10 protein-coding genes and 1 pseudogene are annotated in these 16,065 nt (G+C 69.7%); 7 read left to right on the top strand and 4 right to left on the bottom strand.

Annotated elements, in window-relative coordinates; translation table 11 throughout:
* Nucleotides 1-300: 300 nt before the first annotated feature.
* The 3 genes from C463_RS14515 to C463_RS14505 form a co-directional block, all read right to left on the bottom strand.
* The gene (locus C463_RS14515; RefSeq protein ID WP_008445157.1) at nucleotides 301-999 is read right to left on the bottom strand and encodes a hypothetical protein; all 699 of its coding nucleotides are present in this window, start codon (nucleotides 997-999) and stop codon (nucleotides 301-303) included.
* 88 nt (nucleotides 1,000-1,087) lie between these two features.
* A complete protein-coding gene (locus C463_RS14510; RefSeq protein ID WP_008445156.1) occupies nucleotides 1,088-3,139 on the bottom strand; it encodes a type II secretion system F family protein in 2,052 nt (683 codons plus the stop codon).
* On the bottom strand, nucleotides 3,136-5,547 hold the full coding sequence (locus tag C463_RS14505) for a type II/IV secretion system ATPase subunit (RefSeq protein WP_008445155.1): 2,412 nt from the start codon (nucleotides 5,545-5,547) through the stop codon (nucleotides 3,136-3,138). The genes C463_RS14510 and C463_RS14505 overlap by 4 nt, the downstream gene beginning before the upstream one ends.
* A gap of 418 nt (nucleotides 5,548-5,965) precedes the next feature.
* On the opposite strand from C463_RS14505, the gene C463_RS14500 reads away from it, so the two are divergent.
* The 5 genes and pseudogenes from C463_RS14500 to C463_RS14480 all read left to right on the top strand — a co-directional run bounded on the left by C463_RS14500 (nucleotide 5,966) and on the right by C463_RS14480 (nucleotide 10,773).
* Nucleotides 5,966-7,048: a sulfite exporter TauE/SafE family protein gene (locus tag C463_RS14500; protein ID WP_008445154.1), complete on the top strand. Its 1,083-nt coding sequence runs from the start codon at nucleotides 5,966-5,968 to the stop codon at nucleotides 7,046-7,048.
* Nucleotides 7,049-7,166: 118 nt separating this feature from the next.
* Nucleotides 7,167-7,519, top strand: a pseudogene (locus C463_RS14495) (alcohol dehydrogenase); the annotation flags it as partial.
* A gap of 124 nt (nucleotides 7,520-7,643) precedes the next feature.
* A complete protein-coding gene (locus tag C463_RS14490; protein WP_152422426.1) occupies nucleotides 7,644-8,633 on the top strand; it encodes a S49 family peptidase in 990 nt (329 codons plus the stop codon).
* Nucleotides 8,630-9,658 (top strand): DUF4350 domain-containing protein, encoded by a 1,029-nt coding sequence (locus C463_RS14485; protein ID WP_008445148.1) that lies wholly within the window; start codon nucleotides 8,630-8,632, stop codon nucleotides 9,656-9,658. Before C463_RS14490 ends, C463_RS14485 begins: the two co-directional genes overlap by 4 nt.
* A 74-nt stretch (nucleotides 9,659-9,732) precedes the next feature.
* Nucleotides 9,733-10,773: a zinc-dependent alcohol dehydrogenase family protein gene (locus C463_RS14480; RefSeq protein WP_008445147.1), complete on the top strand. Its 1,041-nt coding sequence runs from the start codon at nucleotides 9,733-9,735 to the stop codon at nucleotides 10,771-10,773.
* Nucleotides 10,774-10,905: 132 nt separating this feature from the next.
* Here C463_RS14480 and C463_RS14475 read toward each other — a convergent pair whose 3' ends face one another.
* The gene (locus tag C463_RS14475; RefSeq protein WP_049905995.1) at nucleotides 10,906-11,391 is read right to left on the bottom strand and encodes a DUF7529 family protein; all 486 of its coding nucleotides are present in this window, start codon (nucleotides 11,389-11,391) and stop codon (nucleotides 10,906-10,908) included.
* 81 nt (nucleotides 11,392-11,472) lie between these two features.
* Here C463_RS14475 and C463_RS14470 point away from each other — a divergent pair, with 81 nt between their 5' ends.
* Nucleotides 11,473-14,205 (top strand): dipeptide ABC transporter ATP-binding protein, encoded by a 2,733-nt coding sequence (locus C463_RS14470; RefSeq protein WP_008445144.1) that lies wholly within the window; start codon nucleotides 11,473-11,475, stop codon nucleotides 14,203-14,205.
* A gap of 92 nt (nucleotides 14,206-14,297) precedes the next feature.
* Nucleotides 14,298-16,022 carry an ABC transporter substrate-binding protein gene (locus C463_RS14465; protein WP_008445141.1) on the top strand — a complete coding sequence of 575 codons (1,725 nt, stop codon included), beginning with the start codon at nucleotides 14,298-14,300 and terminating at the stop codon, nucleotides 16,020-16,022.
* Nucleotides 16,023-16,065 lie beyond the last annotated feature (43 nt).

The raw sequence follows: 16,065 nt of genomic DNA, 5'->3' as shown, positions 1-16,065 counted from the left end.
TCCTCGCTGAGGTGACGGACGATCTCTTTACGGCGATCCCCAGACATAGCTACACATCAAACTCTACCTTCATAACTTCTACTAGGCACTAAGCTCTCGTGAGCCAATCAGAACGCTCCGCGTTCTGATAACGACGCAAGCACCGCAGGGAGCGAACGGAGTGAGCGACCGAGGAGCGCAGCGAGCGTACGTCGCCCTCGCGGCTGGGGCTTTGGGAGTGTTGACCGTCGATCCGCTATCAGCTATTTATAAGCAAGCATCCGGAACTTTGGCGGTGTTCGCCGATCCGCCGTCGGATATTTATAAAGAAACGTCCGTTTCGATATCTTCGGTCGCCTCGCGGAGGCCGTCCTCGCGGGCGTCACTCGCGAGCGACCCCTCGATGTCGGCGTCGGTGAGGAGGTCGCGGAACGCGTCGCGGAAGCGGTCGTTCGCCTGCGTCGCCGTGAGGTCGACGCGCGCGACGGCGGCGTACTTCGCGACTACGTCCGGCTCCGCCCCCAACTCCTCGGCACACTCGACGATGGAGTTCCCGGCGGCGGTGAGCTGCTTCAGATCGGCGTACGCGAACGGCGGGTCGGCGTCGTCGTCGGTCTCGACTTCGCGGTCCGTCTCCCGCACGAGGTGGAGGTCGAGGCGCGCCCTGCGGACGGTCGCGGCGTCGACGCCGTCGGGATCGACTGCGGAGTCCTCCTCGTCTTCGCGCTCGTCGTCCCCGTCGGCCGCCTCTGTTTCCTCCCGGATCGCCGCCGCGATCGCGGCGTCGTCCGCGCCGTCGAACCGGCCGCGGGCGACCAGCGCGTAGGCGGCGTCGTCGAGCGGCGTTGAGAAGCCGTACCGGTCGCGCATCGCGGCGACGAGATCGCGGACCGCGTCGTCGACCGCCTCGTCGTCGCGGTCGACGATGGTCCCCGGCTCCTCGGCCTGCCGCTCGGTGACCGACTCCGATCCGGTCGCGTCGACGAACAGGTCGCGGAGGTCGGCGGTCTTCTCGTCCATGGGTCGAGTTACGCGGGCACGGCAGAAAAGGCTCGTGTCGGCGCGCCGCTCGCTCAGGCGTCGGCCTTCGTCCCCTCGCAGACGAACTTCACACCAGCCCGCCGACGGTGAACACCACGTAACAGCACGCCACCAGCGCGCCCGAGTGGAGCAGCGCGGCGTACCGCCCGCGGGCGGCGGTGCCGGCGAACCACCCGGACGCCAGCACGGTCGCCTGCGTGACGACGTACAGCCGGAACCGCTCCAACTCGGGATACACTCCTTCCGGCTCCGTCACGGCCTCCGACGCGGCGGCTATCTCCGCGAGCCGCGCGGCGTCGACCACCTGCGTGTTCACGACCGCGACGGCGCCGGCGACGAGGACCGCCGCCGCCCAGCCGACCGCGATGTACGGCTGCATCGCCGAGCGGAGCGCGCGCTGCTCGCTGTACAGCCGCCCCACCTCGATCCGGAGCGTCTCGAAGACGGCGTCGGCGTCGCTGCCGGCGTCGAGCGCCCCCGTGACGAGCCCGAGCGTCCGCGCCGCGAGCGGGGTGTCGACGCGGTCGACGAACCGCTCGATGGCGGCCGCGCGGACGTCGACCGCGGCCGATTCCTCGGCAGAGCCGGCCTCCGCACGGGTCGGCCCCTCCGGGGCCGTCGTCGACCGCAGCGCGAACGCGAGATCGGCGACGTCGTCGTCGAGGACGCCGAGGTCGACGTCGCGCGCGACCGTCGCCACCGCCGATTCGAGCGGGCGCCCCTGCGCGACGTGACCGGAGACCGCGTGGACGAAGTCGGCCAGTTCCCGGTCCTTCGCGTCGTCGATCCGGGTGCGCCGCGCGGCGACCAGCCCCACCGGCACCGCGAAGGCCGCGTACCCGACGAGGACGACGTTGACGAGCGTGTAGCCCGCGAGCGCGAGCCACGCCGCGAGCGCGACGGCCGGGGCCGCCGCGACGACCGCGGTACTCGCGGGGTTGCGTCCGGCGGTCGCGAGGACCGCCCGCGGGCTCGCCGGGAGTTCGTAGCTCGCGCGCTGGCTCGGCGGGCGGAGCGTGCCGACCGCGACCGCGGCCGCCAGCCCGAACGCGACGAGGAACGCGACCGCCCCGTACAGCACCACTGCCCGCGTCGGCACCACGCCGACCGGCGTCGAGACCGGCGGGAGTAGCTCCGGGATCACCACCGACAGCGCGGTCGCGCCGATGACGAGGAGCGCCGGCAACACCAGCACGGCGACGAACAGCTCCGTGAGGAGCTCCAGAAAGCGCCGCGCCCGCTTCCGGGCGCGGTCCTGCCGGTGCGAGAGCATCCGGCGCTCGGTCGCGAGGAAATTCGAGAGCGCCTCGTCGCCGGTCGCGGCGTGCTTGCGGAACTTCAGGAGGAAGGGAGCGAGCAGCTCCCGCGAGGGCGTGTCGCGCGCGACCCGACGGAGCCCCTCGTCGAGGCTCCCCGCGAGCCGGGCGGCGTTGAGCGCCTTCCGCAGCGAGGTCGCGGTCCCGCCGTAGGTGTCGCCGTCGGTGGCTTTCCGGAGCATGGCCCGCGGCTCGTCGCTCCCCGAGGAGAGCAGTTCGAGGTACCGCACCGCCCCGGGGAGGGTGCGCTCGATGTCCGTCCTGCGGGTCGCGACCACCCACCGGAGGTGGAGCCCGGCGGCCGCGACCGTCGCCCGCTTCGCGAGGAGCGCGACCCCGAGGGCGACGAGCAGCGCGGCCCGGTCCGTCCGGAGCGGGCCCACGGAGTCCGGCGTCGGCGCGGGCGCCGCCGTCGACCCCGCGGAGAGCAGCGCCGCGCCGAACCGCGCCTCGACCGCGGCCGCGACCGCGGGCGCGGCGCCCGCCGCGACGACCAGCGCCGGGAAGAAGGCGGCGACCGCGACGACCCACGAGCAGGCGTACGCCCGCGAGAGGTACGTCTCGAACCCGACGTCGAGCGCACTCCCGCGGTACCGCTTCCGGTCGGCGTCGTGCCGGCGGTCGCTCGCGTGGCGCGCGAACAGCGCGTAGCAGACGCGGTCGAGGACCGCCAATCGGCCGCCCGCCGCGAGCGCGTCGGTCGCGTCCGTCCCGTTCGGATTCGAACCATCCGCGCTCGCTCCGACCGCACCCGGATCGTCCCCGCCCGATTCGACCGTTCTGGCCGCTCGTTGCCGACTCACGGCCGCCCCCGGTCCGCGGACTCGTCGCGGCTCCCGTCGCCGTCGGGGCTCCCGTCCCCGTCGCGGTCCATCGTTCGGGCGGCGCGCTCGACGGTCGCCGCCTCGTCGGTGCGGAGGTCGGCGAGGAACTCGAACAGTGCCTCGGGGTCGTCGACGCCGTCGCGCACGAGGTACTCCACGTACCGCCGCTTCGATTCGAACTCGGCGGCGACCGCCTCGCGGTCGCGGTCGGTGCGGTTCGCGATCCGGTCGAAGACGCGGAACTGCGGGCCGGCGCCGCTCGATATCTCTCCCCCGTTACCGCCCAGTGCGCCGGGGAACCGGAACGCCCCGTCCCCGTCGCGCCACGCGACCGTGTTGTACCGGAGGGACTCGCCGCCGGCCTCGACGGCGCCCGCGCCGCCCCGCTTCGGGTCGCCGGTCGGGCTCCGTTTCGCCTCCGGGTCGAGGCCGTCGTACGCGGCCTCGGAGAGGGGTTCGATCGCCCGGGAGACGTAGCGCTCGCCGTCGACCTGCCGCGGGAAGACGACGAGGTCGACCTCGCGGAGCAGGCGGGCGGGCAGGTCCCGCTCGCGCAGGCGGTTCGCGAGGGCCTCGACGTCCTCCGCGTGTGTCGTGCCGATCACGCCGTGGCCCGTGTTCAGGCTCTCCGCGAAGGTCGCGAAGCTCTCGGGGGTGTTGATCTCGGCGATGACTTCTACATCCGGGTTCAGATAGTTCGCCTCGGTCATCAGCTCCGCCATCCCCACCGACTTGTAGGCGTCCTCGTGGTCGCGGGTGGTGAGCGAGACGCCCGTCTCGTGCGGGAGCCTGACCTCGCGCGACCCCTCGTCGACGGAGACCGGTCGCGCGTCGAACGGGATGAACGGGGCGTGGGCGTTGAGCAGCGTCGTCTTCCCGACGCCCGTCGGGCCGGCGAAGAGGACGACGCCGCGGTGTTCGTACAGCAGCCACAGCAGCGTCACGAGGTCGACCGACAGCGTGTCGCGCTCGATCAGGTCGACCGGGGTGAGCGCGTCCGCGCGCTGCTTCCGGATCGAGACGTGCGGGCCGCCCTCGGAGATGGCGGGCAGCGCCACCGCACACCGGATCGTCTGCGGCACCCCGTCGAGTTCGAGGTTCACCTTCGCCGAGGGGGTCGAGGCGTTCAGTTCCGTGCCGTCGCGGGCGGCGATCCCGGTGACGACGTCGACGAACGTCGTCTCGTCCTCGAACGCGAGGTTCGTCGGGACCCGCGAACCGGCTTCGGGAGCGGCGTCGCGGTCGCCCGCCGGCGCGTCGCGGTCGCCACCGTCGGGACCGCCCGCGCCGCCCGCCTCGTCCCCCGCTCCCGTGAGCACCGAGGCGCGGGGGACGACCTTCACGCGCTCGCCGACGCGGTTCGCCTCCACGTCCTCCAGGTGCGGGTCGCGGATCGGGACCGTGAGCACCCCCTCGCCGACGAAGTCGCGCAACACGTAGTACGCGAGGTCGTCGAGCCGGTCTCGGGCGAACCGGGAGTCGACCGGCGGCGCGGCGAGCCCGCGGTCCGCGAGCGCGGATCGCGCCCGGTGGACCGCGGCGTCGAGCCACGCGCGGGTGTTGCGCGCGGTGAGCCGCCGCGAGAGGAACCGGCGGGCGCGGGCGGCGACGAACGACTCGCGGTCCTCGATCACGTCGCTCACGGTCGTCTCCCAGATCCGCGACTTACACTCCTCGATGAGTTCCTCGTCGCCGGGCAGCAGGTCCGGCTCCAACACCGCGTACTTCGTCTCGAACGCGTCGGAGCCGAGCAGTCGCTCGCGATAAACGACCACCTCGACCGCGATGCCGGCGAACTCGACGGCGTACTGCGCGAGCCGCTCGGCGGCCACGCGCTCGACGTAGTCGGCGTCGGCGTCGATGCCGGTCTCCAGCGGCGCGAACGTCTCGGTGTGGACGACCAGCTCGCGGTCGTCGCCCACGTCCGCGACCTCGATTCGGTCGTCGAGGGCGACCGGGGTGAGCTCCCCGAGCAGCCGGAACTCCCGCAGCGCGTGGTAGTCGATCCGGCGGCGCGCGGCCGCGCTCGCGTCGACCAGTCGGTCGATCGCCGTCGCGTACTTCGGCTCGAACCCACGCTCGGCGCGTTCGACGACTCCGACTCGGGTGAGCGGGCGGCGGTGCCGCACCGCGGAGAAGCGGTCGCGGACGCGGTCGAGCGCGCGCTCGTCGGCGGGCGACAGCGGCGGCTCGCGCACGTCGTAGCCGAACCGCCCGCCGTCGCGCTCGCGGACGGTCGCCACCACGCCGGGGGCCGCCTCGTACTGCGCGCGCACCTCCGGCGCGTACCACGCCTCCGGATCGTCCGGCGGAACCGGCGCGGGGACCGCGCCGCTGGGGTCGTCGTCCGCCTCGTCGGCGATCCGGAGGGTCGCTCCGTCGCTCACCGCCCCGACCCTCCCGACGTCCGGCGCGCGGCCCGTACCTCCCGTCTCAGCGCTTCAACCGATCGGCTCGCCGCGCTCACTCGGCGATTCGACTCCCGTATCCGCCCGCTCCCCGCTCGCACGGGCCCGCTCGGGTTCCCAGTTCGACTGCGCGCCGCTCCCGGCGCTCCGACGGGCGGGGCGCCGGCGTCTCGTCTGCCCGCCATCGTTCGATCCGCGGGTGACGGACGGCCGCATTTAAGGGTTCTTTTCTCTCAGTGTTCTTTCATTTCGAGGTTCGGAAACGTCTCCGAACCGCCCGACTGCGAGTTTTCCTCTACCACTTTGCGGGTCTGCTAAATTCGATTATAGTTCATCGAGATTATCTCGTGTAAAAACGAATTTATATCGGTCCCCGTAACTCGCGTTCCACGCCTCAATGAGTAGTTCACTGTCGAACGGTCTCCAGCGCACGTTCCTTCGCTATCAGCACGCCGTCGTGTTCCTCGCGCCGCTGTTGTTCGTCGGCGGCGTCTACGCCTTCGCGCCGACGCCGGTCGACGCCGGGGTCGATTACTGGACCGAGCACTGGTGGCTGTTCCTCGTGTTCGTCACCGGCGCGACCATCGTCAACACGGTGGGGATCAGCGGGTCGGCGCTGTTCGTGCCGTTCCTCATCTTCGTGTTCCCGCTCGTCGCGTACCCGTTAGAGCCGACGACGCTCGTGAAGATCGGCCTCATCAGCGAGTCGTTCGGGCTGTCGAGCTCGTCGCTCGCGTTCATCCAGTACGGGCTCGTCGACCGACGCCTCTCGCTGTCGCTCGTGTTGGGCGGCGTCCCCTTCGTGGTCGGCGGCGCGCTCCTCTCGTTCGTCATCCCCGAGCCGCTGTTCCACGCGCTCTTGGGTATCGCGCTCATCGCGGCCTCGTACCTGCTCTTCCGCGCCAACCTCGGGCACGGCGATCCGACGGGAGGCGACGGCGAGGAGGTCGCCACCGACGGCGGCTCGTCGGCAGACCGCCCGGACGACGCGAACAAGCTCGGGCCGGCCGGCGTCGAGACCGACGAGTCCGGCACGGTCACGCGCGTCGACCGCGACGGCGACGACTACACCTACTCCCGCGGCGGCTACCTCGAACGGTTCCTCAACTACAGCGTCGGCGGCGTGTTCCAGGGGCTCGCCGGCTTCGGCATCGGCGAACTCGGGATCATCTCGATGCTCCGCACGCAGGTCCCGGTCCGCGTCGCGATCGGCACCAACCACATCGTCGTCGCGACCACGGCCGTGCTGGCGTCCGTCGTCCACGTGTTCGGCGGCGGCCTGGTCGGCGGGCACACGATGGACCTGGCGACGACGCCGTGGAACATGGTCGTCTGGACCGTTCCCGCGACGACGCTCGGCGGCCAGATCGCGCCGTACGTCTCGACGGCGCTGAACACGCAGACGATCAAGGCGGGCGTCGGCGCCCTGTTCGCGGTCATCGCCGTCGCGCTGTTCGCGATGGCCGCCGGCGGGATCTGAGCGCGGCCGCCCTCGTCGTCGATCGGTCGAACCGCCGTCGCAGTCAGGTTCTTTTCCCTCTCGACCGGAGCGGTTCAATATGGCCGACACCATGCGAGCCGCGGTCGTACCGGAGGCGGACCCGGCCGCGCGGCTCTCCGAGCTGGGCGGCGCGAGCGTCGTCCTCACGACCCCCCCGCGAGCGACGCCATCGAGTCCGTCGTGGGCGGGCTCGGGATCGACGGCTCGGTGATCATCACCGGCATCCCGGGCGAACCCGTGTCGGTCGACGCCCAGCAGCTGGTCGGCACGCGCGGGGCCGTCGAGGGATGGGGGTCGGGGCACGCCCGCGACTCGCAGGACACCCTCGCGTTCAGCGCGCTCCGCGACATCACCCCGGAGGTCGAGACGTACGCGCTCGACGACGTGCGCGCGGCGTACGAACGGATGGCCGACAACGCGGCGCGGTTCCGCGTCGTCTTGGAGCCGTAGTCGGCGCCCGTCTCGTCGGTCGTTCGGTTCTTCCCCCGTCGTTCGGCCGTTTCGCGGGTTGCTCGTCAGCGGTATCGCCGGCTCGCATTCGTTGTTTTTATCATATAGTTCTCGCTCGTACCAGATGGCAATGTCAGCAGACAAGCCCTCCACGGCCCTCACGTCGCGACAGCAGTTGGCTGTCGTCGTGCTGGCCGCGGCTCTGGTCGGCGCCGTGCTCGCTCCGAGCGTGTACGCGGCGACCAACGAACCCAGTGATACCGTCGCCGTCGTCGAGATCGAGGGCCCCGTCACCACGTCCCTCGCCGACGACGTCGAGAGCGAACTCGCGGACGTCCGCGCCAACGAGTCCGTCGGCGCGGTCGTCCTCAAGCTGGACACGCCCGGCGGCGCGCCGGTCGCCTCCGAGCGCATGTACAAGGCGGTCCAGCGGACGAGCCGGGAGATGACCGTCATCGCGAGCGTCCAGTCGATCAGCGCCTCGGGCGGCTACTACGCGATGGCGCCCGCGGACGAGATATACGTGCTGCCGACCTCGACGGTCGGCAGCATCGGCCTGAACGCCCCCGCGCCCCGGACGACGTCGACGCCCCTCGGCCCGAGCGGCCCCGACAAGGCCGGGAGCAACCCGACGCAGACGTGGGCCCAACAGCAGACGCTCGCGGACACGTTCGTCAACGCGATGATGGCGGAGCGCGGCGACGAGTTCGAGATGCCCCGCGAGGAGGTCGCGAAGGCGGACGTCTACCTCGGCACTAAGGCCGTCCAGAACGGCTTCGCCGACGAGATCGGCTCGCTCAACGAGGCGATCCACGCCGCGGCCACCGAGGAGGAGCTCGGCGAGTACACCGTCGACACCCGCGAGACGGGCGGGATCTCCGGGATCCCCTTCCTCGTCCGGACCGACACCGGGATCGTCGCGATCCACGCGAACGACCCCGGGTACGCGGACGTGGAGCCGATGGGGTTCACCTACGTCCACTGGCCGGCCGTCCCGCACGTCGACACGATCGAGCGGTTCTCCGAGACCGACCTCCGGACCGGCGGCGCGGCTCAGTCTGGCGGCGCGACCGGCAATGCGACCGGGCGGCTCGCAGGGGGTGTCGGCGCGTGAGCCGACTCCCGACGCTCGCGGCGGCGTTCGTCGTGACGCTCGCCGCGGTCACCGGCGGCGCGGCGCTCACCGGTTACGTGACCGCCGACGGCGCAGCGCCCGCCCCGGCGATACAGAACGACCACTACCAGAACCCCGACCTGATCGCGAACGACACGCCCGGGCAGGCGACGGTCGAGATGGACGCCACGGCGCGCTCCCAGACCGTCCTCGTCGACCCCGGCGTGGAACCGACGAGCCCGGGCGGGGCGTTCCCCCTCGCCATCCTCGGCCTCGGGAGCGGCGGTGTCGCCGACCGCGACATCCGGCCGCTGGCGAACGCGCTCATCGAGAACGGCCACGAGGTCGGCGTGTACGTCCCCGGGCCGAACCAGCGGCGGCCCGCCCGGCCCGGCGCCGACACGACGACTCAGCTCGGCGAGCGGCTCGCCGATGCCGACGCGTTCGTGACGTTCCGGACCGACTACGAGCCGGACGAGCTCGACGCGATCGAGTCGTTCGTCGACTCCGGCGGCCACGTCGTGCTCGCGACCGAGCCCGACGCGGCGTACTCGGAGCCGGGCGCGGCGTCGCTCGACGCGACGCTCGATGTCACGACCGAGTCCGGTTACGTGTACAACATGGACGAGAACGACCTGAACTACCAGCGTGTCTACGCCGAGCCGACCGGCGAGACGCCGCTCACCGAGGGGGTCGACCGGGCGATGTTCCCGTCCGCGACGCCCGTCGGCACGACCGCGACCGGCGGCGACGTGCTGCGGCCGATCGCGGGTAGCGAGCTCTCGACGACGCGCGCGGCGACCGAGGCCCCGCTCGTGGTCCGCAACGACGACGTCGTCGCGATCGGCGACAGCGACTTCCTGTCGCCGGACAACGCCCGCCGCGCCGACAACGACGCGCTGATCGGCAACCTCGCCGACTTCCTCGTGACGAACGACCGGACGCCGCCCGGCTCCGGCGGGGCGTCGGGACCGACGCAGCCGCCGGGCCCCGGTCAGCCGCCCGCGAACGGAACGGCCGGCTGATCGGTCGCCCGATTCTCGCCCGAACGGGTTCCGTCACCCACTCATTTTTGCCGCGCGCGCCGGAAGCAGATGGCATGCGCGCTGCCGTGTTCAACGCTCCCGGCGAGATCGGCGTCGAGGAGCGACCCCGCCCCGAGATCGAGGCACCGACCGACGCGATCGTCCGCGTCACTCACACCGCGGTCTGCGGCTCCGACCTGTGGTTCTACCGCGGCGACAGCGACCGCGACCCCGGCTCGCCGGTCGGCCACGAGCCGATGGGGATCGTCGAGGAGGTCGGCGACGACGTCACCTCCGTCGCCCCGGGCGACCGGGTGCTCGCGCCCTTCGCGATCTCCTGCGGCGAGTGCGAGTTCTGCCGGAAGGGGCTCCACACCTCCTGCGAGAACGGCGACTCGTGGGGCGGCGACAACGGCGGTGGGCAGGGCGAGTACGTCCGGTCGACCCACGCCGACGGCACGCTCGTCCGCGTCCCCGACCGCCACGCCGACGACGAGGACACCCTCCGCTCGCTGCTCCCCCTCACCGACGTGATGGGCACCGGCCACCACGCGGCCGTGAGCGCGGGCGTCGAGGCGGGGTCGACCGTGGCCGTCATCGGCGACGGCGCGGTCGGGCTCTGCGGCGTCCTCGCGGCGCGCCGACTCGGCGCGGAGCGGATCGTCGCGGTCGGCCACCACGAGGACCGCCTCGAACTCGCCGAGGAGTTCGGCGCCACGGAGACCGTCTCCGAGCGCGGCGAGGCCGCCGTCGAGCGCATTCGAGAACTCACCTACGGCGGGCCGAACCACGTGATGGAGTGCGTCGGCGCCGCGAGCGCGATGAACACCGCTATCGATGCCGTCCGTCCCGGCGGCACGATCGGGTACGTCGGGGTCCCCTACGGCGTCGAAGACGAGGGCCTCGACGTGTTCGGCATGTTCGGCCAGAACGTGACGCTCGCGGGCGGGGTCGCCCCCGTCCGCGCGTACGCCGAGGAACTCATGGACGACGTGCTTCAGGGACCCCTCGACCCCGCGCCCGTCTTCACCGAGACGGTCGCCCTCGACGACGTCGACGAGGGGTACCGCATGATGGACGAACGCGAGGCGATCAAGGTGCTGGTCAAACCGTAGCGACGGCCGAGTCCGACCTCGTAGAACGGTTTTCCTCTCGTCGCTCCATACATGCCAACGCGGAACCCGACGCACACTCCATGGCGTCTGTGACCCTTGTCCGCTTGGCCGCCGCAACTCACGGGGCGGAGTTCACTCGATGGGTTCCGGGAGGAACGGCGCCGGATCGTCGTGAACGAACTGTACGGTGTCGTCGTTCAGTCGCCGACAGAACAGTCGGATGTCTCCCGCTTCCCTGACCGATTCGATCGTCTCCGCCGACTGGCTCGGATCGTAGTACGCGGGGATGAACACGGCCGCTTCGCTCTCCGGGGCGAGTTCGACGACGAGCACGTACACCAACTCGTCGCCCTCCGCCCGGAACACCTCGACGTTTTGAAACCCGCGACTGTCGACGTGCGATTCGAGTTCCTCGAACTCTGGACCGGGGAGGACGACATCGAGACCGGTCCGGCGCTCCGAGTCAACGAGGACCGAATCCCCCGGATGGAGTTCGAGCGTCGTCCATCCCCGCTCTCGGTACTCCGCCGCGGTCGCTTCCATATCTTCCATGACTGCTGACCACCCCTCTCCGACCTGTACGTTCGCGGGTGCGTCGTCACCTGTCGGGTCGCTCATACGGGGAGACGCTCCGGTAGCGGGATAAAAGGTTCCACTGCCCCCAAAGATATTTCTTCGTAAGGCGCGGTACCGCCGGTAGTGACTGACCTCCTCTCGCTATCGGCGCTCCGGACCCAGTTCGGGACCGAACGGGGCGCGGTCAAAGCCGTCGACGGGATCGACCTCTCAATCGAACACGGCGAGACCGTCGGCCTCGTGGGCGAGTCCGGGTCGGGCAAGAGCGTTACCGCCCTCTCGGCGATGGACCTCGTCGACGATCCCGGCGAAATCGCCGGCGGTCGGATTACCCTCGCTGACCCGGCGCTCGCCGCCTCTCTCCTCGACGAATTCGACGACGCGTACGTCCCGTACCCGTCCGAACTGATCGACGCGGTGGCGGCCGTGAGCAGCGACCTCCGTGCCGGCCGACGCGTCTCCGACACGCCGGCGGAGCTTCGGGGGATGGCCGACGACCTCTCTGCCGAAGCGGACCCCGGCGACCTCGCGAGCGATCTCGGGGCTGCGGCCAGTCGCCTCGCGGACAACACCGACCCCGAGACCGTTGGGGACGACCTCGAGGCGGCGCTCGCCGACGCCGTGGACGGCTTCGTCTTCCTCGATGCCGACGCGCGCGAACGGATCCGCGGCGGTGCGGACCCGACCGATGTCGAGATCGACGAAGGGCTCGTCGACGTGACAGCAGCTCCCGAGTCGGCCGTCCGTCGGGTTCGCGGGGGCGAAATGGGGATGATATTCCAAGACCCGATGACCTCGCTCAATCCGGCGGTTACCGTCGGGGAACAGATCGCCGAGTCGCTGCGGCTCCACCGGTACGGTGATCAGAAGACGGACTCGTGGGGCAACGGAATCCGCGAGATCCTCCCGAAGCTCGGGGGCCGCGACGGCGACGACGAGGTGATGGACGAGGTCGTGAGAATGCTTCAGGCGGTCGGCATCCCGGAGGCGAAACAGCGCGTGAACGACTATCCGCATGAGTTCTCCGGCGGGATGCGCCAGCGCGTGCTCGTGGCCATCGCGCTCGCCTGTCGGCCGAACCTCCTCATCGCCGACGAGCCGACAACTGCGCTCGACGTGACCATTCAGGCGCAGATCCTCGATCTGATTGACGACCTACAGGCGGAGTTCGGGATGTCCGTCCTGATGATCACACACGACTTGGGTGTCGTGGCCGAGACCTGCGACCGCGTGGCCGTGATGTACGCGGGCGAGATCGTCGAGGAGGGCCCGGTAGAGGAGATATTCTCCAACCCCAGTCATCCCTACACGTACACCCTGTTGGAGTCGATCCCCACCGAGGAGAAGGAGCGGCTGACCCCGATCGAGGGGAACGTCCCCGACCTGATCGACATGCCCGAAGGGTGCCATTTCGCGCCGCGCTGTCCGTGGGCCGAGCCGCGGTGCCGCGAGGGGGAGATTCCGTACCTCCAGCACGGATCGGACGACATCGACCACCGGTCGAAATGCGTCCACGAGGAGTTCGACAAGGCCGCGTACGGTACCGAAGGCGTCGAGGCCGGCGCGAGGTCCGCCATCGGTGATCCCCTCGTCGAGGTCCGCGGGATGCGGAAGTATTACCAGCAGGAGGACGGCGCCTTCGACCGGCTGTTCGGCGGGGGCGCCCCGAGCGTGAAGGCCGTCGACGGGATCGACCTCGACGTCCGCGAACAGGAGACGTTGGGGCTCGTCGGTGAGTCCGGTTGCGGGAAGTCAACGGCGGGGCGAGCGATCCTCCACTTGGACCCGCCGACCGATGGAACGGTGGTGTTCGCAGGCGAGGACCTCGGGTCGCTCTCGAAGTCGGACCTCCGCAAACGTCGGAAGGACATGCAGATGGTGTTCCAGGATCCGATGTCGAGTCTCGATCCGCGGATGACCGCCGGCCAGACGATCATGGAGCCGCTGAAGATCCACGACCTCGCTGAGGGGCGCCGACGCGAGCGCGCCTTCGAGCTGATGGACGCGGTCGGGCTGGAGCGTGGGCAGTTCGGTCGCTACCCGCACGAACTCTCCGGCGGCCAGCGCCAGCGGGTCGGCATCGCGCGGGCGCTGGCGGTCGACCCCGACTTCATCGTCGCCGACGAGCCGGTGTCCGCGCTCGACGTGTCCGTCCAGGCGCAGATCATCAATCTCTTGGAGGACCTCCAAGAGGAGTTCGGGCTCACCTTCCTGTTCATCGCTCACGACCTAAGCGTCGTCCGCCACATCTCCGACCGGGTTGCTGTGATGTACCTCGGAGAGATCGTTGAGGTCGCCGAGACGGATGAACTGTTCGAGACGCCAAAACCCCCCTATTCCAAGGCGCTCCTGTCCGCGATTCCCGAGCCGGACCCTCTCGCCGACACCGACGATCGGACGATCCTCAAGGGGGACGTTCCGTCCCCGATCGACCCGCCCTCCGGCTGTCGGTTCCGCACCCGGTGTCCGTCGATCATCCCGCCGGCCGACCTGGACATCGAGCAAGAGCGGTACCGCGAGGTGATGTTCTACCGACAGCGGCTGGAATCCGGAGACATCGACGTTGACGCCATCGAGTCTGAGGTCCGGATCGAGAACGACTCTGCCCCGACCGCCGTCGCCGACGGCGGTGCCCACGCGGCGCTCTTCGAGTACTTCTTCGACGGACCGCTCTCTGAAGAGGTGCGTGCGGTCGTCTCCGACTCCTTCGAACACCTAAAGAACGACCGCTGGGAGGAAGCCGAGGCCATCCTACGCGGGACGTTCGAGAGCGTCTGTGAGCGAGAGAACCCCGCGCTCGGTGAGAGCAGTCACCCCGCCGCATGTCATCTTCACGACGAACGGTCGAATAGATAATCAAACACACGACTATTCGAGCGCTACTCGCCCTGCGGATTGTCCTGTCGCTCCACCAGTATTATTTACATCGCCTATATATGCCTCGGTGTATGTCTCCTGACACCACGGAAACATCTCGGCGTAGCTTCCTACAACGGGCAGGCGGCGCGACGGTCGCAACGGCGTCCGTCGCCTCGCTCGCCGGTTGCGGCGGCGACGCTGGTGACGGTAGCGACGGCAGCGACGGCAGCGACGGCAGCGACGGTAGTGACGGCAGCGATGGTAGCGACGGCGACGACGGCAGCGACGGTACCACGACCACGCTCCGCTACGGCCGCGGCGCACACTCCAGCACCCTCGACCCGCAGAACACGACCAGCGGCGAGGTCGCCAAGGTCACGAATCAGGCGTACGAGGGTCTGATCGCGTTCCAGCCCGGAGAGGCCTCGCTCACCGAGTCGCTCGCCACCGACTGGTCGCTCGACGGCGATTCGGTGACGCTCACGCTGCGGGAGGGAGTGAGCTTCCACGACGGATCGGAGTTCACCGCCGACGACTTCATCGCCACGTATCGACGGTTCGTCGACGACGACTACGAGTACAACTTCGAGGACGCCTCCGTGTACGGGCCGTTCACCCTCGGCAACTGGATCGACAGCATCGAGGCGCCGAGCGACTACGAACTCTCGATCACGCTCACCCAGACGTACGCGCCGTTCCTCCGCAACCTCGCGATGTTCGCGGCCGTCGTCATTTCGCAGGACGCGATCGAAGGCGACACGAACCTCGGAGAAGAGATGGTCGGGACCGGACCGTTCCAGCTTGAGACGCTCGACGACGCCAACAACCGAATCCAGCTCACCGCATTCGACGACTACTGGGGAGAGGCCCCGAACGTGGACGAGGTGCTGTTCCTCACTCGCGGCCAGAACTCCACGCGCGCCCAAGCGCTCGTCGAGGAAGAGCTCGACATCATCGACGGGCTCGACCCCGACAGCATGCAGATCATCGAGGGATCTGGCACCGCCGAGAACCGGACGGCGACGGGGATCAACATCGGGTATATGGCGTTTAACCTCTCGCGCATCGAGGCATTCCGGGACCGGCGAGTCCGCCGCGCGATCAGCTACGCCATCGACACCCAAGCGATCGTCGAGAACATCTACTCGGGGATCGCCACGCAGGCCGACCAGCCGATCCCACCCGCGCTGTTCGGCCACAACGAAGACGTTAGTCCCTACGAGCACGACCCCGAACAGGCACAGAGTCTGCTCGAGGAGGCGGGCTACGGCGACGGGTTCTCGTTCTCGCTGACCACATTCCAGAACCCCCGCGGGTACAACCCGGCGCCGCTCCCGACTGCCCAGACGATCCGATCGAACCTCTCGGAGGTCGGGATCGATGTTTCGATCGACGACCGACAGTTCTCCGACTACCTCACATACACCAGTCAGGGAAACCACGACGCGACGCTTGCCGGCTGGGACACTGACAACGCTGACCCGGACAACTTCTGCTACGTCCTCCTCCACCCGCAGACCGACGTGCCGGACGGACAGGACTGGGTCTCGTGGGACACCGAGGGATTCAACACCTCGAACAACGCCGCGTGGGCCAACAGCGAGTATATGGGCGTCGTCGAAGAGGCCCAACAGACGACGAACCAGGAGGCCCGCGCGGAGTTGTACCGCGAGGCCGCTCAGATCGCACACGACGAGGCACCTTGGGTGTTCATCGATTACGCCGACGAGGTCCGCGGCGTGTCCAACGGCGTGAGCAACTACACCGTCGCTGCGATCGGCGGACCGTACCTCGAAGCGGTCGAAGTCGAGTAGCCCGCACCGAGCACAGATTTTTTCAACTTCCCACACGCTCCTT

This window comes from Halorubrum californiense DSM 19288 (genome assembly GCF_000336875.1).
Lineage (GTDB): Archaea > Halobacteriota > Halobacteria > Halobacteriales > Haloferacaceae > Halorubrum > Halorubrum californiense.
This window is presented reverse-complemented; position numbering and strand designations above follow the sequence as displayed.